Here is a 17918-nt window from a genome sequence, read left to right as displayed (position 1 = left end):
CAGGTCCGCGGGGCGATCATGGCCGTGCTGCGGGCCGGGTCCGCGCCGGTGCCGGCAGTCTCCCTCACGGGCCCCGTGGACGTCGGCACGGGCGCGGGACTGGCGCCGGAGGCCCTGCGGGCCCTGGACGCCCTGCACGGGCTGGGCGCCCCGGAGGAGCAGCGCCGGCGCGCCCTGGACGGGCTGCTGCGGGACGGGCTGGCCGCCGCGGGACCGTCCGGGGTCAGTCTTCCGGGCTGAGCTGGAGCAGCATCCGGGTGTTGCCGAGGGTGTTGGGCTTCACCCGGGCGAGGTCCAGGTACTCGGCGACGCCCTCGTCGTGCGAGCGCAGCAGCTCGGCGAACACGTCGGGGTGCACCTGGTTCTGGTTGGGCATGACCGCGAAGCCGTGCCGGCTGAAGAAGTCGACCTCGAAGGTCAGGCAGAACACGCGCGAGACCCCCACGGCGCGGGCCCGCTCGATCAGCCCGGCCAGCAGGGTGCGTCCCACCCCGCGGCCCCGCCACTCGTCGGAGGTCGCCAGGGTGCGGACCTCGCCCAGGTCCTCCCACATCACGTGGAGGGCGCCGCAGCCGACGAGACCGGCCTGCTCGTCCCCGACCGCCTCCACCACCAGGAACTCCTGGATGCCCTCGTAGTAGGCGACCGTGTCCTTGTTGATCAGCACCCCGGCGCGCGCCAGGGGGGCCACGAGGTCCTTGATGGCGGGGACGTCGGAGGTGCGGGCGGGTCGGAGGCGCAGGTCGGTCACGACCCCCAGTGTACGCTTGCGAACTCCGCCGGCCCGCCGGAGCCTCTCTCCGTGACCGTCCCCACTTGGGCGGACGCCGAGGGGCCCGCCGCGCGGTTGCGCGACGGGCCCCTCGGCGGGCACCGGGCCGGCTCAGCCCTCGGAGCGGTTCTCACCGTCGCCGCGGGCGACGTCGACGTCCTCGAGGCCGCCCATCGGGTCGACCATGCCGTCGCCGGTGAGGTCGGACATCGGGGTGGAGGAGAAGGTCAGCTTCTCCGCGTCCCCCTCGCCCTCGGTGTCCACGAAGATCTTCTCCCCGGTGCTGATCTCCCCGAAGAGGATCTTCTCGGACAGCTGGTCCTCGATCTCCCGCTGCATGGTGCGGCGCAGCGGGCGGGCGCCCATGGACGGGTCGTAGCCCTTGCGGCTGACCCACCGCTTCGCGGCGTCGGAGAGCTCGATCGACATGCCCTGGTCCCGCAGCCGCTCCTGCAGCCGGGCCACGAACAGGTCCACGATCTGCACGATCTCGTTCTCGGTGAGCTGCGGGAAGACGATGATCTCGTCCACGCGGTTGAGGAACTCGGGCCGGAAGTGCTCCTTGAGCTCGTCCTGCACCTTCGCCTGCATGCGCTCGTAGTTGGACGCGGGGTCCACGCCGGTCTGGAAGCCGACCGGGACGGCACGGGAGATGTCCTTGGTGCCCAGGTTCGTGGTCATGATGATCACAGTGTTCTTGAAGTCCACCACCCGGCCCTGCGAGTCGGTCAGGCGACCGTCCTCGAGGATCTGCAGCAGCGAGTTGAACAGGTCCTGGTGCGCCTTCTCGACCTCGTCGAAGAGCACCACCGAGAACGGCTTGCGGCGCACCTTCTCGGTGAGCTGGCCGCCCTCCTCGTAGCCCACGTAGCCCGGAGGGGCGCCGAAGAGCCGGGAGACGGTGTGCTTCTCCTGGTACTCGGACATGTCCAGGGTGATGAGGGCGTCCTCGTCCCCGAACAGGAACTCCGCCAGCGCCTTCGCGAGCTCGGTCTTGCCGACGCCCGTGGGCCCGGCGAAGATGAACGACCCGCCCGGGCGCTTGGGGTCCTTCAGGCCCGCCCGGGTGCGGCGCATCGACCGGGAGAGCGCCTTGATGGCGTCGTCCTGGCCGATGATGCGCTTGTGCAGCTCGTCCTCCATGTGCAGGAGACGGCCCGTCTCCTCCTCGGTGAGCTTGTAGACGGGCACTCCCGTGGAGGCGGAGAGGACGTCGGAGATGACCTCGGGGGTCACCTCGGCGAGCTCGTCGCCGCCCTCGCGCCAGGCACGGTCCTTGTCGTCCCGCTCCGCGATGAGCTTCTGCTCCGTGTCGCGCAGCGAGGCGGCCTTCTCGTAGTCCTGACCGTCGATCGCGGCCTCCTTGAGCCGCTTGACCTCGACGATGCGGTCGTCGAGCTCCTTGATCTCCGGCGGGGCGGTCATCCGCTTGATGCGCAGGCGCGCACCGGCCTCGTCGATCAGGTCGATCGCCTTGTCCGGCAGGAACCGGTCGGAGACGTACCGGGCGGCCAGGTGCACCGCCGCCTCGAGGGCGTCGTCCGAGATCGAGACGCGGTGGTGCGCCTCGTACTTGTCGCGCAGGCCCTTGAGGATCTCCACGGCGTGCGCCTCGGAGGGCTCGTCCACCTGGATCGGCTGGAAGCGGCGCTCGAGAGCCGCGTCCTTCTCGATGTGCTTGCGGTACTCGTCGAGGGTCGTGGCGCCGATCGTCTGCAGCTCGCCCCGGGCCAGCATGGGCTTGAGGATCGAGGCGGCGTCGATCGCGCCCTCGGCCGCGCCGGCGCCCACGAGGGTGTGGATCTCGTCGATGAACAGGATGATGTCCCCGCGGGTGCGGATCTCCTTGAGCACCTTCTTGAGCCGCTCCTCGAAGTCGCCGCGGTAGCGGGAGCCCGCCACCAGGGACCCGAGGTCCAGGGTGTAGAGGTGCTTGTCCTTGAGCGTCTCCGGGACGTCGCCGCGCACGATGGCCTGGGCCAGGCCCTCGACCACCGCGGTCTTGCCCACGCCGGGCTCGCCGATCAGCACCGGGTTGTTCTTGGTGCGCCGGGAGAGGATCTGCATGACCCGCTCCATCTCGCGGAACCGCCCGATGACGGGGTCCAGCTTGCCCTCGCGGGCGGCCGCGGTGAGGTTGCGGCCGAACTGGTCCAGCACGGCCGAGCCCGCGGGCGTGCCCTCGGACTGGCCGGCCGAGCGCACGCCGGCGCCCTCCTTCTCGGGGGTGCCCCCGCCCTGGTAGCCGGAGATCAGCTCCAGCACGGTGGAGCGCACCTTCTGGGGCTCCGCGCCGAGCTTGGTCAGCACCTGCGCCGCCACGCCCTCGCCCGCGCGGATGATGCCCAGCAGGATGTGCTCGGTACCGATGTAGTTGTGGCCGAGCTGGAGGGCCTCGCGCAGCGAGAGCTCGAGGACCTTCTTGGCCCGGGGGGTGAAGGGGATGTGCCCGGACGGGGCCTGCTGGCCCGGTCCGATGATGTCCTGGACCTGCTCGCGGGCGCCGGTGAGGGTGATGCCCATCGAGTCGAGCGCCTTGGCGGCCACTCCCTCGCCCTCGTGGATCAGCCCGAGCAGCAGGTGCTCGGTGCCGATGTAGTTGTGGTTGAGCATCCTGGCCTCTTCCTGGGCCAGCACCACGACCCGGCGGGCGCGGTCGGTGAAGCGTTCGAACATGGATACTCCTCAGTCGATGTCTGCACCCGATGCTACGCACCCGAGGGGGTGATCGGGGGGCTGTTCGCCACCGGCGAGAAGACCGGACGGCCGGGGCGCGGGCCGTCCCCGGAACAGCCCGGGGGAAATGCCGGTGTTCGCGTCCGCACCGGCAAAGGCGCAGGTCATCAAAAGAATACCGGGGCATTTCGTGCCCGGGCCCCGCGGCGGCCGATAGGGGCACGGGCCCGGCGGAAGGAAAAGGGAAAGGAGGGACCGGCGGACCGGCCCCTCCTCTATTCCGCCGGACGCGGAACGCGCGCTCTTATTTGTGGGCGTCGTAGTACGCCTTCTGCACGTCCTGGTGAATACGGCCGCGGTCGGAGACCGGGTGGCCGTTCTCTCGGGCCCACTGCCGGATGGCGGCGGTGTCCGGATTGGACTTCCCGGTGGGCCGGGCCTGCTTGGACGTCTGCTTGCCCTGCTGGGCGCGCCGGGCCTTGGCGATGAAGGGCCGCACGGCGTCGCGCAGCTTGGCGGCGTTCTCCTCGGAGAGGTCGATCTCGTACTGCGCGCCGTCGAGGCCGAAGCGCACGGTCTCCTCCGCGGGCCCGCCGTCGAGGTCGTCCTCGAGAATGATCTGCACGGTCTGTGCCATAACTGGAACTCTCCTCCGCCTTTCGGCGCTCGTCTCTGCCCGGCCGCGCCGAGAGCGGCGCTTCCTGAGGCGGTGCTGATTCCCCCGTGTGATACCGGATGATCCTGATCGTGAATTCCGGAGAACTCCGACGGACCCGAACACCCGGCGTCGTCGAGTTTATCCTACAATTACCGGGCGGAATTCAACAGCACGAAAAGGCGGACAAACAGGGCGCCAATTCGAATTCATTCGAAAGACGGTGCGGCGGGGGCCGGGAGCTCAGCGCTCCGTCCGGCGGCCGCGGCGCGGGGAGTGGCCGAACGGCAGGTCCTCGCCGTCGCGCTGCTTGAGCTCCTCGTACCAGCGCTCGGCGTCCTCCTGCGAGCGGGACTCGACGGCGCGCTCCGTGCGGTCGCCGCGGAAGATCCAGCGGAGGATGAACCAGAAGATGATGCCGATGCTGATCGAGGGCAGCAGGACAGCGATGTATTCCATGGGTGCGATTCTCCCGGGGAGATCTGGGCGGAGGCTGGGGACGGCGAGGGGCCGCGGCACGGCCGCGGCCCGGGCTCAGTCCTGCTCGGGCTTCATGAGGGGGAACAGGATGGTCTCCCGGATCCCCAGGTCGGTGAAGAGCATGATGAGCCGGTCCAGGCCCAGGCCCAGGCCGCCCATGGGCGGGGCGCCGTGCTCGAGGGCGCGCAGGAAGTCCTCGTCCAGCCGCATGGCCTCGTCGTCGCCGGCCGCGGCCCGGTGGGACTGCTCGGTGAGCCGCTCGCGCTGGACCACGGGGTCGATCAGCTCGGAGAACGCCGTGCCGCGCTCCATCCCCCCGATGATCAGGTCCCACGCCTCGATCAGGCCGTGCTCGGAGCGGTGCTGGCGGGCGAGCGGCTGCGCCGAGGGCGGGTAGTCGCACACGAAGGTCGGCTGGACCAGGGTGGGCTCCACGATCTCGCCGAACAGCTCGAGCACGTACTTCTCCGCGTCCCACATCGGGCCGACGGGGACCTCGTGCTCCTCGGCGATCCGGTGCAGGGTCTCCACGGGGGTCTCCGGGGTGATCCGCTGCCCCACGGCCTCGGAGAGGGCGGGGTAGACGGACAGCCAGCGCCACTCCCCGCGCAGGTCGATCGTGCCCTTGTCCGTCTCGATGGTGTCGACGCCCAGGGCGTCGGCGCACGCGAGGATGATCTCCTTGATCCGCTCGGCCATCGTGAACTGGTCGGCGTAGGCCTCGTAGGCCTCCAGGGTGGTGAACTCGGGGCTGTGCGAGGAGTCGACGCCCTCGTTGCGGAAGACCCGCCCGATCTCGAAGACCCGCTCGATCCCGCCGACCACGGCGCGCTTGAGGTAGAGCTCCGTGGCGATGCGCAGGGTCATGTCCTGGTCGAACGCGTTGAGGTGCGTCTCGAACGGCCGGGCCGTGGCCCCGCCGTGCACGAGCTGCAGGATCGGCGTCTCGATCTCCACGTAGCCGCGCTCCACCAGGACGTTGCGCACCGTCTGGATGATCCGCGCCCGCTGCACGACGACGTCGCGGGCCTCGGGCCGGACGATGAGGTCGAGGTAGCGCCGGCGCACCCGGGTCTCCTCGCTGAGCTCGTTGTGCAGCGTGGGCAGAGGCCGGAGCGCCTTGGACGCCATGGTCCAGGCGTCGGCCATCACGGAGAGCTCGCCGCGGCGGGAGGCGATCACCTCGCCGTGCACGGCGACGAAGTCGCCGAGGTCCACGAGGGACTTCCACTCGCCCAGGGACTCCTCCCCCACCTTCGCCAGGGAGAGCATCACCTGCAGGCGGGTGCCGTCCCCCTCCTGGAGGGTGGCGAAGCACAGCTTGCCGGTGTTGCGCACGAAGACCACGCGCCCGGCCACGCCGACGAACTGCCCGGTCTCCTCGCCGGGCTCGAGGTGGCCGTGGGCCTCCCGCACCTCGGCGAGGGTGTGCGTGCGCTCCACGCCCACGGGGTAGGCCTCCCGGCCCGACTCGAGGAGCCGGGCGCGCTTGGCGAGGCGGAACTGCATCTGGTCCGAGAGCTCGGCCTGCTCGGCCTCTGCCTGGGCGGTCGGGGAGGTGTTCTGCGCGTTGGTCACAGTTGTCCAGGATAACGGGGAGGGTCAAATCCCGGCCTGGGCCCTCACAGCACGAGGTTGTCGATCAGCCGGGTGCCGCCCACGTGGGCGGCCACGAGGGCAAGGGCGCCGGGCGCCGGCTCGACCGGCGCCAGGGTGCGGGGGTCGACGACGACGAGGTAGTCGAGCCGGACCCCGTCCTCGGCGTCGATCCGCCGCCGGGCGGCCTCGAGCTCCAGCTCCCCGGCGGCGAGCGCCCGCAGGGTGCGCGGGAGCACGAGCGCGGAGCGGCGCTGCGCGGCGTCGAGGTAGCGGTTGCGGGAGGACAGGGCCAGCCCGTCCTCGTCGCGCACGATGGGCACGGGCCGGACGGTGACGGGCAGGTCGAAGTCGGCGACCATCCGGCGCACGAGGAGCAGCTGCTGGGCGTCCTTCTCCCCGAAGTACGCCCGGAACGCGGCCGGCCCGGGCGGGGCGGTGATGTTGAGCAGCTTGTTGACCACGGTCAGGGCGCCGTCGAAGTGGCCGGGGCGGCTCGCGCCGTCGAGCACGGCACCGAGCCGGCCGGAGGTGACGCGCACGAGGGGCTCCCCGTCCGGGTACATCTCCGCCGTCGACGGGGCGAAGACGAGATCGGCGCCGAACCGGCCGAGCAGCTCGACGTCTGCCTCGAGGGTGCGCGGATAGCGCTCGAAGTCCTCGTCGGGGCCGAACTGCAGCGGGTTCACGAAGACCGAGACCGCGACCACGGTGTTCTCCTGCCGGGCGAGGCGCACCAGGTGGCCGTGCCCCTCGTGCAGGGCGCCCATGGTGGGCACGAGGCCCAGGGACGCCCGCTCACCGGGCGCCCCGTCCCGGGCCGCGCCGAGCCGGTCGGCCAGCGCGGCCCGGAACTCCTCGATGCCCCGGCAGACGCGGGGGACGCCGGTGGGGGCGCCGGTGGGGTCGCTCACGGGGTCTCCTCTCCGTCGGTGCCGCCGGTGCCGTCGGTGTCCCGGGTGAGCTCGAGGGCGGCGAGCACGGCGTCGTAGCGCGGGCGGTCGAGCAGGCCGCGGTCCAGGGCACGGCGGGCGGTGACGCGGGCGAGGTCCAGGTAGGCGAGCAGGACGTCGTCGCTCCCGTGGCCGTGGGCGTACTCGTCGAGGGCGTCCCGGTGGGCGGCCACGGTCCCGGCGTCGCCGCGGGCCACGGGTCCCGTGAGCGCGGACTCCCCCGCGGCCAGGGCGTTGTCCAAGGTCGCGCGCAGCAGGGGCCCCACCATCCGGTCGGGGCGCTCGACGCCGATGTCGCGGAGCACCTGCATGGACTGTCCGGCGACGGTCATCAGGTGGTTGGCGCCGTGGGCGAGGGCCGCGTGGTAGAGCGGGCGGTCGGCCTCCGCGACGACCACCGGCTCGGCGCCCATCTCGACCACCAGCGCCTGGGCGATGGGCAGCACCGGTCCCGGGGCCGTGATCCCGAACGAACAGTCGCTCAGCCGGGCAAGGTCCAGGCTCATGCCCGTGAAGGTCATGGCCGGGTGGATCGCGAGCGGGATCGCCCCGAGCCGGCGGGCCGGGTCCAGGACGCGGGTGCCCCAGCGGCCCGCGGTGTGCACCACGAGCTGCCCGGCCTGCCACAGCCCGGCGTCGGCGAGGCCCTGCACGAGCCCGGGCAGCTCGTCGTCGGGCACGGCGAGCAGCACGAGCTCGGCGCGCTCGAGCACGGACGGGACCTCGAGGACGGGCACGCCGGGCAGGAGGGCCTCGGCGCGGTCCCGGCTGGCCTCGGAGACGGCGTTGACGCCGACGACGGCGTGGCCGGCGGCGCGCAGCGCGGCGCCCAGGACGGCGCCCACCTTCCCGGCGCTGACGACCCCGACCCCGAGGCGTCCCGGGCGGTCGGACGGGTGGCTCATGGTCTCTCCTGGCGGGGGGTGTGGGGGTGGCTCGGGCCGTCGGCCAGTCTACGGGCCCCGGCCGCGTGCACCGCCTGGGCCGCGGCGAGCGCCCGGGCGTCCCCGGCGTCGAGATGCGGGACCATGACGCTCACGGGCCCCGGCGTGGAGTGCAGCTGGACGTCGGCGAGCCCCAGGGCCCGCTCGAGCGGGCCCTGGCTCACGGCCACCGACTGGGTCTTCTCGTGCGGCAGCACGGCGGTGCGCCGGCTCAGCCGCCCGGACCGGACCGCGAGGACGTCCTCGGTCGCGGCGAAGCCCGTCCGGCGGTGCACGAGGGGGTCGAGCCACCGGGCCCGGCGCGGAGAGGTGGTGAACCGGCCCTGCGCGCCCAGGCCGTGCAAGCCCTCCCGCAGCAGCGCGGCGAGGTCACCGTCCCGGGCGCCGGGCAGCGCGAGGTGCAGGACCTGGTGCACCTGGGGCAGGGTGCCGACGGGCAGCAGGGTCGAGCGCATGGCGTCGCCCTCCCCCGCCGCGGGCCCGTAGCCGGCCACGTTGACCCGCACCCGGTACCAGCCGAAGGGCCGCCAGAGCAGCGGCTGGTCCACGCCCACCGCCTGGATCCGCCCCGCCGGGACGGTCTGGGAGCGGACGCTGAACAGGCCGTAGCGCACGCGCATGCCCTCGGGGACGCGCAGCAGCCGGAAGTGGTAGCCCTGCTCGACCCGGCGGTAGGAGACGGCCCCGAAGCTGATCAGCCCGGGCAGCCAGGCGGCGAGCATCGCCGGGGCGGCACGGGCGTCCACCAGCAGGGCGGCCGGTGCGGCGGCCAGCAGCACGGCCAGGGCGACCGACGAGCCCGAGGCGAGCACGGAGCCGATCAGCCGCGGCACCGGCACGCCGAGCACCGGGCGCTCCTGGTCCCCGGTGACCGCCCAGGGGGCCGGTCGCCGCACGGGCGCGCCGGGCGCCGCGCCGGGCGCCGGGGCGGTGCGGTCCTGGCCCGGGGCGGCCAGGCCGAGCCGGCCCAGCAGCTCCCCGCGCAGCACGCGCGCCTGGGGGTGGGTGAGGTAGGACAGGGACACCGCGGACTGCCCGGCGTCGGCCACCTCGAACTTCAGCTCCGCCAGCCCCAGCAGCCGGGGCAGGAACGGGCGGTGGATGTCGATGGCCTGCACCCGGTCCAGCCGGGCCTGGCGCTCCTGCCGGAAGAGCACCCCGGAGCGGATCCGCACGTGCTCCGGGGTCACCTGGTAGCGGGTGAACCACCAGGAGACCAGCACGGCCGCGGCGAACACGAGGAGCACGACCGCCACGAGCCCGGCCAGCACCCACCAGAAGACGGCGCCCATCCGGGCCGGGTCGAAGTCCTGGGGCGGCACGGCGTCCCCGCGGCCGAGGAAGGCGTTGAGGAAGTCGTCGAGGAGGATGTTGACGAAGGCGCCCGCGATCACGACCATCGCGAGCCACCCCTTGACCACCGGGGTCAGCGGGTGGACACGGTGCCACTGCGGGGCCGGCGCGGGGGCGGGGGCAGCGCTCACAGGCCCGCCAGGAGGGCCTCGCCGCGCGCGGTGAGCCGCTCGCGCAGCCGGGACGCCTCGGCGTGCTCCACCCCCGGGATCTCGGCGTGGCTGCCCACGGCGGCGGTGTGCAGCTTCACGGTGGCCAGGCCGAAGCTGCGCTGCAGCGGGGAGACCGACACGTCCACGTACTGCATCCGGCCGTAGGGGATCACCGTGACCCGCTGGTAGAGCAGGCCGCGCCGCACGAGCAGGTCCTCGCCGCGCTCGGCGTAGCCGATCGCCCGGACCCGCCGCGGGGCCAGGAGCACGGAGAGCAGCCCGGCCGCCAGGACGGCCGCGGGCGGCAGCAGCAGCAGGCCCAGGGGGGCGCCGGACCACACGCCCGTGGCCGCCAGCACCGCCGGCCAGCCGAGGGCGGCGAGCCAGAAGAGGGTGCTGAGGAGGGTGGAGAGCACCACCACGGAGAGGTGCTTGGGCGAGACCCGGGTCCAGGCCAGGCCCTCGGGGTCGATCGCGGGGTTGCTCAGGGGCACCCGGTCACCGGGCGTCCCCGCCACGGGGCCGCCGACGGGCCCGTGGGCGGATCTCTCGGGCATAACCACCTTCTCCCTCGGGAAGCTCCTTCTGCCGCCCCCTACGGTACTCGGCGCCCTCCTCCGCATCGGGATCGTCCGGCGGCAGCTTGCAGAAGCCCTCCACGATCCAGCCCACCACCACGAGCACGAGCCCGGCCCCGGCGTGCACCAGGCTGGCCCACAGCGGGCCCTGCTCGGAGCGCACGGTCACCAGCGCGAGCTGCTCGACGGCCACGGCGGCGTGCCAGCCGGTCAGCATCGCCCCCGCCCAGGCCACCGCCTGCGCGCCGGCCGCGGTGCGGGCGGCCACGAGCGGGTCGAAACGCTCCGGGCGCGCTCCGTCCTGGTGCCGCTTGACCCGCACGCCCAGCACCAGCAGGGCCGCGGCCACGGCGGCGAGGGCCGCGAGCGAGGCCCACGGCAGGATCAGCAGCGGCCCGCCCGCGCCCGTGGACAGCCGGTTGGCGGTCCAGCCGACGGCGCCTGCGGCGGCGGCGCACATCAGCAGCGCCGGGACCGTGAGCACGTGCACGGCGGCTCCCCCTCAGTCCCCGTCCCCGCCGGGAGCGGGGTCCTCGGGCAGCAGGGGGATCGTGTCCGGCCCCAGGCCGCCGAGGTCCTCCGCCCGGCGGGCCAGCTCGGCGACGCTGCGCCCCTCGAGCGTCGCGCCGGGGTCCATGAGGGCCCAGGGCACGAGCACGAACGCGCGGGTGCCGGCGCGCAGGTGGGGCACGGTGAGGTCCGGCTCGTCCAGGCGCAGGTCCCCGTAGACCACGATGTCGACGTCGAGGGTGCGCGGGCCCCAGCGCTGCGTCCGGGTCCGGTGGTGGCGCTCCTCCACCTCCTGGCACGCCCGCAGCAGCCCGAAGGGGCTCAGCTCGGTCTCCACCTCGACGACCGCGTTCAGGTAGTCCCCCTGGCCGGCCGGTCCGCCGACCGGCCGGGAGCGCACGATGGGCGAGGCGCGGACCAGCGTGATCCGCGGGTGGGCGGCCAGCTCGAGGGCGGCGCCGCGGAGGGTGGCCTCCCGGTCGCCGAGGTTGGCGCCGAGGGCGAGGACGGCCCGGGTGCCCACCTCAGCGCTCCCGGTAGATCGTGACGGAGACGTCGGAGAACGTCACCTCGATGGGCGCCTTGGGCTTGTGCACGGTGACCTCCACCGCGTCGAGCGGGAAGCGGGCGAGCAGCCGCCGGGCGACCTGGTCGGCGAGGGTCTCGAGCAGGTTGACGCTGGGGCCGATGACGATGTCCCGCACCTCCTCGGCGACCTCGCCGTAGTGGGCGGTCAGGGCGACGTCGTCCGAGGCCCCCGCCGCGGCCAGGTCCAGGTACATGACGAGGTCCACGAAGAAGGGCTGGCCGCTGCGCTTCTCCTGGTCGAAGACGCCGTGGTAGCCCACCGCGCCGATGCCCAGGAGGTTGATCCGGTCCCGGCGGTCGGGGGCCCTGGTGGTGGACACCGGGACGTGCTGGCGGCCGGCCCGGTCCCCGGCGCGCATCCGGGCGGCGTCCGCGTCCTCGCGCGGCACGCGGTTCACCGGTCCGCTCCGGAGGACGCCGGCAGCACGCCGGCGTCGGCGGCGGGGCGCAGCAGGGCCGGCTCCACGCCGCGCCAGGCGTGCGCGGCGGCCACGGCGTCGGCGCTCGGGCGCACGGCGTGGACGCGCACGCACCACGCGCCCGCGTGGGCGGACAGCGCGCTGATCGCGGCCGTCGCCGCGTCCCGCCCGGCCGCGGGGCGCGGTGCGCCGTCCTGCTCGAGCAGGGTGCCGAGGAAGCGCTTGCGGGACGCCGCCACGAGCACCTTGTGGCCGGTGGCCGTGAAGCGCGGCAGCGCCCGGAGCAGCTCCCAGTTCTGCGCCCCGCGCTTGTCGAAGCCCAGCCCGGGGTCCAGGACCAGCTTCTCGGGGGCCAGGCCGGCGGCCAGGCAGCGCTCCGTCAGCGCCTCGAGCTCCCCGAGCACCTCCCCGGCCACGTCGTGGTAGACGGCCCGGGAGTCCTGCACGTCGGGCAGGCCGCGGGCGTGCATGAGGACGTAGGGGGCCTGCCGCTCGGCGACCAGGTCGATCATGTCCTGGCTCGCGCGCAGCCCCGAGACGTCGTTGACGATGTGCGCCCCGGCGTCCAGGACGGCCTCGGCGGTCCCGGCGTGGAGGGTGTCGACGCTGAGCACCGCGCCCGCGGCGGCGAGGGCCTCGACCACGGGCAGGATCCGGCGCCGCTCCTCGGCGGGGTCGATCCGCTCGGAGCCGGGCCGGGTGGACTCGCCCCCGACGTCGACGATGTCGGCGCCCTCGGCGAGCATGCGCAGCCCGTGCGCGATCGCGGCCTCGTGCCCGGCGTGCTCGCCGCCGTCGCTGAAGGAGTCGGGGGTGACGTTGAGGATGCCCATGACCAGCGTGCGCCCGGTGGGCAGGTTCTCGAAGGAGCCCCAGCCGGAGGGCCGGTGCGCGGGGTCGGTGCGGAGGGGGGGCGTCATGTGCTCAGCGCCCCAGGATGAGGCTCATCGCCTCGGCGCGGGTGGCGGGCTCGCGCAGCTGTCCGCGCACGGCCGAGGTGACGGTCTTGGCGCCCGGCTTGCGCACCCCGCGCATGGACATGCACAGGTGCTCGCACTCGACCACCACGATCACCCCGGCCGGCTGGAGGTGCTCCACGATCGCCTCCACCACCTGGGTGGTCAGCCGCTCCTGGACCTGGGGCCGGCGGGCGAAGAGGTCCACGAGGCGGGCGAGCTTGCTCAGGCCGGTGACCATCCCGTCGTGGCCGGGGATGTAGCCCACGTGGGCGTGCCCGTGGAACGGGACGAGGTGGTGCTCGCAGGTCGAGTAGAAGGGGATGTCCTTGACGAGGACCATCTCGGAGTGGCCGATGTCGAAGGTCGTCCCGAGGATCTCGGCGGGGTCCTGGTGCAGGCCCGCGAACATCTCCGCGTACGCCCGCGCCACGCGCCCCGGGGTGCCCTGCAGGCCGTCCCGGTCCGGGTCATCGCCGATCGCCAGCAGCAGCTCGCGCACGGCCGCCGCGACGCGCGGCTGGTCGACCGCCCCGGCGCCGGCCTCCAGCGCGGGGGCGGGGTCGGGGTACGGCGGGTCGAACGCCTCCGCGCGCAGGTCGTGCGCGCTCGTCTGCTTCGTGCGGGCCTCGTGGGGCAACGCGCCCTCCTTCGGGATCTGCCGGTGCGGCGGGGTCTGCCGGACGGGACGGGAGTCGGCGGACGCGACCGGCTGTCGCTCCATCCTAGGCCCGGCTCAGTCCGTGCCGGCCCCCGGGGCGCGCTCCGCGGAGGGTCCGGTGGTGCTCGAGGAGCCCGCCCCCTCCCCCGGGGGCACCGAGTGCCCGCGCTCCGGGACCTCGAGGGGGTGCTCCGGCTTCGCGGCGGCCGCCTGGTCCTGCGGGGCCAGGGTCGCGGGGTCCTGGGCGTGCAGCCGCCGGGCCTCCTCGCGCTCGGCCTGCGTGACCACGGGCGGGTCCTCGGAGAGCGGCCGGGTGTCCTTGGACAGCCACACGGGCCGCAGGTCCCGCTTGCGGATGTCGTGGAAGAGGTCCGCGATCTGCGCCTCGTTGAGCGTCTCCTTCTCGAGCAGCTCGAGGGCGAGCCGGTCGAGGACGGGACGGTTGTCCATGAGGATCGCGTGCGCCTCGTCGTGGGCCTGGTCCAGCAGGGCCCGCACCTCCTCGTCGACGATCGCGGCGGTGCGCTCGGAGTACTCCCGGCCCGAGCCGGCGGCGTCCCGGCCGAGGAACGGCTCGGAGCTGTCCCCGCCCAGCTTGATCGAGCCCACGCGGGCGCTCATGCCGTACTGGGTGACCATCTTGCGGGCCGTGTCGGTGGCCTTCTGGATGTCGTTGGACGCGCCGGTGGACGGGTCCCGGAACACGATCTCCTCCGCCGCGCGCCCGCCCATGGCGTAGGCCATCTGGTCGAGCAGCTCGTTGCGGGTGGTCGAGTACTTGTCGTCCATGGGCATGACCATGGTGTAGCCCAGGGCCCGGCCGCGGGGCAGGATGGTGATCTTCGTGACCGGGTCCGTGTTGCGCAGGGCCGCGGCCACGAGCGCGTGCCCGCCCTCGTGGTAGGCGGTGACCTTGCGCTCGAGCTCCTTCATGATCCGGCTGCGCTTCTGCGGACCAGCGATGACCCGGTCGATCGCCTCGTCCACGGCGCGGTCGTCGATGAGCTGGGCGTGGGAGCGGGCCGTCAGCAGCGCGGCCTCGTTCATCACGTTGGCGAGCTCGGCGCCCGTGAAGCCGGGGGTGCGCTTGGCCACGGCGGCGAGGTCCACGTTGTCCGCGAGCGGCTTGCCCTGCGAGTGCACCCGGAGGATCTGCAGGCGGCCCTTCATGTCGGGGGCCTCCACGCCGATCTGGCGGTCGAAGCGGCCCGGGCGCAGCAGCGCCGGGTCCAGGACGTCGGGGCGGTTGGTCGCGGCGATCAGGATGACGTTGGTGGTGGCGTCGAAGCCGTCCATCTCGACGAGCAGCTGGTTGAGGGTCTGCTCGCGCTCGTCGTTGCCGCCGCCCATGCCCGCGCCGCGCTGGCGGCCCACGGCGTCGATCTCGTCCACGAAGATGATGGCCGGCGCGTTCTCCTTGGCCTGCTGGAACAGGTCGCGGACCCGGGAGGCGCCCACGCCCACGAACATCTCGACGAAGTCGGAGCCGGAGATCGAGAAGAAGGGCACGCCGGCCTCGCCGGCCACCGCCCGCGCGAGCAGGGTCTTGCCGGTGCCGGGAGGGCCGTAGAGCAGCACGCCCTTGGGCACCTTCGCGCCGAGGGCGGTGAAGCGCTCCCGCTCCACCAGGAACTGCTTGATCTCGTCGAGCTCCTGCACGGCCTCGTCCGCGCCGGCGACGTCGGCGAAGGTCACCGTGGGGTTGTCCTTGTCGAACATCTTGGCCCGCGAGCGGCCGAAGCGCATGACCTGGGACCCGCCCCCCTGCATCCGGGAGAACACGAACCAGAAGATGGCGAGGATGATCAGGAACGGCAGCATGAAGCCGAGGAGGCTGGTGAACCAGTTCGACTCGACGGGCTGGTCCGTGAACCCCTGGAGGTCCGCCGCGTTCATCGCGTCGACGACCTCTTCCCCGCGCGGGGTGACGTAGTAGAACTCGACGCTGCGCCCGAGGTCGCGGCCGTCGAGGGAGAGGTCCTCCTCCAGCTGGAGCTCGACCTTCTGCTGGCCGTCGTAGATCTTCGCCTCGGCGACCTGGCCCTCGCGGAGCAGCTGCAGGCCGACGTTGGTGTCCACGCGCCCGGAGGAGCCCGTGGTGAGCGTGCCCACCAGGGGGAAGAGGATCAGAGCGGCCAGCAGGACCCAGAACCAGGGTCCTCTGAAGAAGTTGTTGGGTTTTTTCGCCGTGGCCAAGCCGCTGATCCTCCCGTGGATGGTTGTCCGGGCCCCCTCGAGCCCGTGCCCGCCCAGGGCCGGAGGTCCAGGGGACGCAGACCTACAATGTACAGCCCGGACTCGGGGTCGGGCCCCGGACGGGCCGGGAGTTCCCTGTCAGCGGACACCCGGCCCGGGAACCGCCGCGGCGCACGCCCGCCCGGGGCGCCGGCTCACTCGTAGACGTGCGGCGCCAGGGTCGCGATGCAGTCGAGGTTGCGGTACTTCTCGGCGTAGTCGAGCCCGTAGCCCACCACGAACTCGTTGGGGATGTCCCAGCCCACGTACTTGACGTCGATGGAGGTCTTCGCGGCCTCGGGCTTGCGCAGCAGGGCGCAGATCTCCACCGAGGCCGTGCCGCGGGACTCGAGGTTGGCGCGCAGCCAGGACAGGGTCAGGCCCGAGTCGATGATGTCCTCCACGATGAGCACGTCCCGCCCCGTGAGGTCCGTGTCCAGGTCCTTCAGGATGCGGACCACGCCCGAGGACTTGGTCCCGGAGCCGTAGGAGGACACGGCCATCCAGTCCATGGGGTACTGGCCCTGGAGCGCCCGGCACAGGTCGGCCATGACCATCACCGCACCCTTGAGCACGCCCACGAGCAGGACGTCCCGGCCCCGGTAGTCGGCGTCCACGGCGGCCGCCAGCTCGGCGATCCTCGTGTCGATGTCTTCCTTGCTGTACAGGACCTCGGTGAGATCCCCCTGGACGTCCTCAGCCTTCACGGCGCTCCTCGGGTGATGCGGATGCGGGTCGGGTGGCGCTCGCGGGCCGCGGGCGGACGAGCTCCAGGTGCCCCGGGCCACGGGTGCCCGCCGTCGGGCGGCGGCGCCACACCGACACCATACCCGCCATCTGCACGGGCCCCGCACCTGCCCGGCCGGACCGGTCAGCCCAGCGCCTCCTCCAGCGCGGCCAGCACCTCGGACGCGCTCCCGGCGTCGAGGAGGGCCCGCCGGCAGGACTCCCCGGCCAGGGCCTCGGAGAGCTCGGCCAGCAGCTCCAGGTGCTCCTCCCCGGAGCGCTCCTCCGGGAGGGAGATCAGGAAGACCAGGTGGACCGGTTCGCCGTCCAGCGCGTTCCACTCCACGCCGTCCCGGCTGCGGGCGAACGCGATCATCGGCCGCTCGGCACCGGCGGACTTGGCGTGCGGCAGGGCCACGCCGTTGCCCACCCCGGTGGACCCCTCCTCCTCCCGGGCCAGGGCCGCCGCGACGGTGCTGTCGGCGTCGTACGCCCGCCCCGTGTGCGCGCCGAGCTCGGCAAGCTGCCGGATGACGCCGTCCCGGTCCGCCCCGTGGACGTCCAGGAGCACGGTCGACTCGCTCAGGTGGTCCAGGACGGAGCCGGAGCGCCCCGGGGAGTCGTCCTCGGCGCGGGAGGTCCTGTCGCTCATGTGCTGTCCCATCGGTGGAGGTGGACGGGCGGCGCGGTCCCACCGCGCTGCCCGCGGCACCGCTGCGCCCTCGTGCGGGCCAACCTACGGCGGCCGGGCCCCGGCGTCCACCGATCCGCGCGGATTCCGATCCCGACGGCAAATATTGTTGAACAATCCTGGGGGACAGGGCATGCTGGAGGGACCGACGTGACAAGGAGCACAGCATGCCCCCCTCCGACATCGACCTCAACGCGGACTGCGGCGAGTCGCTCAGTGCCTGGGCCATGGCCGGCGACGAGGCCGTCCTGCACGTGGTCACCAGCGCCAACGTGGCCTGCGGCTTCCACGCGGGGGACCCGACGGTCGCCCGACGGACCTGCACCGTGGCCGCCGAGCAGGGCGTGGCCGTGGGCGCGCAGGTCTCCTACGACGACCTCAAGGGCTTCGGCCGCCGCTTCATCGCCGTGCCCCGGGCGGAGCTGACCGACCAGCTGGTGTACCAGATCGGCGCCCTCCAGGCCCTGGCCCGCGCCTCGGGCACCGGGGTGAGCTACGTCAAGCCGCACGGCGCCCTGTACAACGCGATCGTCCACCACGAGGAGCACGCAGGAGCGGTGGTGGACGCCGTGCGCGACGTCGACGACGCCCTGCCCCTGCTGGTGCTGCCCGGCTCCGAGATCGAGCGCCAGGCGCGGGCGGCCGGGCTGCGCACGGTCCGCGAGGCCTTCGCCGACCGCGGCTACACGCCGCAGGCCACGCTCGTGCCCCGCACCGAGGCCGGCGCCGTCCTGCACGACGCCGACGAGATCGCCGCCCGCGTGGTGCGGATGGCCGTCGAGGGCGTGGTCGAGGCCGTCGACGGCTCCCTCGTGGCGGTGGACGCCCAGAGCATCTGCGTGCACGGGGACACCCCCGGGGCGCTGGCCATCGCCGAGCGCGTGCGCCGCGCCCTCGAGGAGGCCGGCCTGCGGGTCGGGAGCTTCCTGTGAGCGGGCCGGCCCCCGCGGGGCCCCGCCGGGTCCGGCCGCTC

General features: G+C 73.5%; 18 protein-coding genes and 1 pseudogene. 2 read left to right on the top strand and 17 right to left on the bottom strand.

What is annotated here, in order from left to right; translation table 11 throughout:
* Window positions 1–240: pseudogene (locus CRM73_RS13390) on the top strand (A/G-specific adenine glycosylase); the annotation flags it as partial.
* Here CRM73_RS13390 and CRM73_RS13385 read toward each other — a convergent pair.
* From CRM73_RS13385 to CRM73_RS13305, 17 genes are all read right to left on the bottom strand, one after another.
* Window positions 224–751, bottom strand: coding sequence for an amino-acid N-acetyltransferase (locus CRM73_RS13385; RefSeq protein WP_035926048.1), 528 nt, complete (start codon window positions 749–751; stop codon window positions 224–226). The pseudogene CRM73_RS13390 and the gene CRM73_RS13385 overlap by 17 nt on opposite strands.
* 132 nt (window positions 752–883) lie before the next feature.
* Window positions 884–3448 (bottom strand): ATP-dependent Clp protease ATP-binding subunit, encoded by a 2565-nt coding sequence (locus tag CRM73_RS13380; protein WP_035926045.1) that lies wholly within the window; start codon window positions 3446–3448, stop codon window positions 884–886.
* 304 nt (window positions 3449–3752) lie between these two features.
* Window positions 3753–4085: an Lsr2 family protein gene (locus tag CRM73_RS13375; RefSeq protein WP_017832025.1), complete on the bottom strand. Its 333-nt coding sequence runs from the start codon at window positions 4083–4085 to the stop codon at window positions 3753–3755.
* A gap of 261 nt (window positions 4086–4346) precedes the next feature.
* Window positions 4347–4562 carry a hypothetical protein gene (locus CRM73_RS13370; protein ID WP_017832026.1) on the bottom strand — a complete coding sequence of 72 codons (216 nt, stop codon included), beginning with the start codon at window positions 4560–4562 and terminating at the stop codon, window positions 4347–4349.
* Between the two features lie 75 nt (window positions 4563–4637).
* On the bottom strand, window positions 4638–6161 hold the full coding sequence (gene lysS, locus CRM73_RS13365) for a lysine--tRNA ligase (protein WP_095650873.1): 1524 nt from the start codon (window positions 6159–6161) through the stop codon (window positions 4638–4640).
* Between the two features lie 44 nt (window positions 6162–6205).
* Window positions 6206–7093 carry a pantoate--beta-alanine ligase gene (panC, locus tag CRM73_RS13360; protein WP_109268638.1) on the bottom strand — a complete coding sequence of 296 codons (888 nt, stop codon included), beginning with the start codon at window positions 7091–7093 and terminating at the stop codon, window positions 6206–6208.
* Window positions 7090–8037 (bottom strand): Rossmann-like and DUF2520 domain-containing protein, encoded by a 948-nt coding sequence (locus tag CRM73_RS13355; protein WP_109268637.1) that lies wholly within the window; start codon window positions 8035–8037, stop codon window positions 7090–7092. Before CRM73_RS13355 ends, panC begins: the two co-directional genes overlap by 4 nt.
* Window positions 8034–9560, bottom strand: coding sequence for a PH domain-containing protein (locus CRM73_RS13350; RefSeq protein WP_229588062.1), 1527 nt, complete (start codon window positions 9558–9560; stop codon window positions 8034–8036). The genes CRM73_RS13355 and CRM73_RS13350 overlap by 4 nt, the downstream gene beginning before the upstream one ends.
* The gene (locus CRM73_RS13345; RefSeq protein WP_031282261.1) at window positions 9557–10069 is read right to left on the bottom strand and encodes a PH domain-containing protein; all 513 of its coding nucleotides are present in this window, start codon (window positions 10067–10069) and stop codon (window positions 9557–9559) included. The genes CRM73_RS13350 and CRM73_RS13345 overlap by 4 nt, the downstream gene beginning before the upstream one ends.
* Before the next feature lie 10 nt (window positions 10070–10079).
* Entirely contained in the window at window positions 10080–10649 is a 570-nt protein-coding gene (locus CRM73_RS13340) for a DUF3180 domain-containing protein (protein WP_052132870.1), read from the bottom strand.
* A gap of 12 nt (window positions 10650–10661) precedes the next feature.
* Window positions 10662–11192: a 2-amino-4-hydroxy-6-hydroxymethyldihydropteridine diphosphokinase gene (gene folK, locus CRM73_RS13335; RefSeq protein ID WP_017832033.1), complete on the bottom strand. Its 531-nt coding sequence runs from the start codon at window positions 11190–11192 to the stop codon at window positions 10662–10664.
* 1 nt (window position 11193) lies between these two features.
* Window positions 11194–11655, bottom strand: coding sequence for a dihydroneopterin aldolase (gene folB, locus CRM73_RS13330; RefSeq protein ID WP_017832034.1), 462 nt, complete (start codon window positions 11653–11655; stop codon window positions 11194–11196).
* The gene (gene folP, locus CRM73_RS13325) at window positions 11652–12596 is read right to left on the bottom strand and encodes a dihydropteroate synthase (protein ID WP_017832035.1); all 945 of its coding nucleotides are present in this window, start codon (window positions 12594–12596) and stop codon (window positions 11652–11654) included. Before folP ends, folB begins: the two co-directional genes overlap by 4 nt.
* Window positions 12597–12600: 4 nt before the next feature.
* Window positions 12601–13356, bottom strand: coding sequence for a GTP cyclohydrolase I FolE (gene folE / locus CRM73_RS13320; protein WP_176337921.1), 756 nt, complete (start codon window positions 13354–13356; stop codon window positions 12601–12603).
* 12 nt (window positions 13357–13368) lie between these two features.
* On the bottom strand, window positions 13369–15489 hold the full coding sequence (gene ftsH / locus CRM73_RS13315) for an ATP-dependent zinc metalloprotease FtsH (RefSeq protein WP_035926025.1): 2121 nt from the start codon (window positions 15487–15489) through the stop codon (window positions 13369–13371).
* 194 nt (window positions 15490–15683) lie between these two features.
* Window positions 15684–16235: a hypoxanthine phosphoribosyltransferase gene (hpt, locus tag CRM73_RS13310; protein ID WP_017832038.1), complete on the bottom strand. Its 552-nt coding sequence runs from the start codon at window positions 16233–16235 to the stop codon at window positions 15684–15686.
* A gap of 164 nt (window positions 16236–16399) precedes the next feature.
* Complete coding sequence (locus CRM73_RS13305) at window positions 16400–16906, bottom strand: PTS sugar transporter subunit IIA (protein WP_017833162.1); 507 nt, start codon at window positions 16904–16906, stop codon at window positions 16400–16402.
* A 206-nt stretch (window positions 16907–17112) separates the two neighbouring features.
* Between CRM73_RS13305 and CRM73_RS13300 the strand changes: the two genes are divergently transcribed.
* Window positions 17113–17877 (top strand): LamB/YcsF family protein, encoded by a 765-nt coding sequence (locus CRM73_RS13300; protein WP_035923428.1) that lies wholly within the window; start codon window positions 17113–17115, stop codon window positions 17875–17877.
* Window positions 17878–17918: the final 41 nt, after the last annotated feature.

Source organism: Kocuria sp. CCUG 69068 (assembly GCF_020833785.1).
GTDB classification, from domain to species: domain Bacteria; phylum Actinomycetota; class Actinomycetes; order Actinomycetales; family Micrococcaceae; genus Kocuria; species Kocuria rosea.
This window is presented reverse-complemented; position numbering and strand designations above follow the sequence as displayed.

What these genes read in the sequence shown, in the direction of transcription:
- CRM73_RS13380 (WP_035926045.1), bottom strand. Translation starts at nt 3,448, where the DNA reads ATGTTCGAACGCTTCACCGACCGCGCCCGCCGGGTCGTGGTGCTGGCC.
- CRM73_RS13375 (WP_017832025.1), bottom strand. Translation starts at nt 4,085, where the DNA reads ATGGCACAGACCGTGCAGATCATTCTCGAGGACGACCTCGACGGCGGG.
- CRM73_RS13370 (WP_017832026.1), bottom strand. Translation starts at nt 4,562, where the DNA reads ATGGAATACATCGCTGTCCTGCTGCCCTCGATCAGCATCGGCATCATC.
- CRM73_RS13355 (WP_109268637.1), bottom strand. Translation starts at nt 8,037, where the DNA reads ATGAGCCACCCGTCCGACCGCCCGGGACGCCTCGGGGTCGGGGTCGTC.
- folP (WP_017832035.1), bottom strand. Translation starts at nt 12,596, where the DNA reads ATGACGCCCCCCCTCCGCACCGACCCCGCGCACCGGCCCTCCGGCTGG.
- folE (WP_176337921.1), bottom strand. Translation starts at nt 13,356, where the DNA reads ATGGAGCGACAGCCGGTCGCGTCCGCCGACTCCCGTCCCGTCCGGCAG.
- CRM73_RS13305 (WP_017833162.1), bottom strand. Translation starts at nt 16,906, where the DNA reads ATGAGCGACAGGACCTCCCGCGCCGAGGACGACTCCCCGGGGCGCTCC.
- CRM73_RS13300 (WP_035923428.1), top strand. Translation starts at nt 17,113, where the DNA reads ATGCCCCCCTCCGACATCGACCTCAACGCGGACTGCGGCGAGTCGCTC.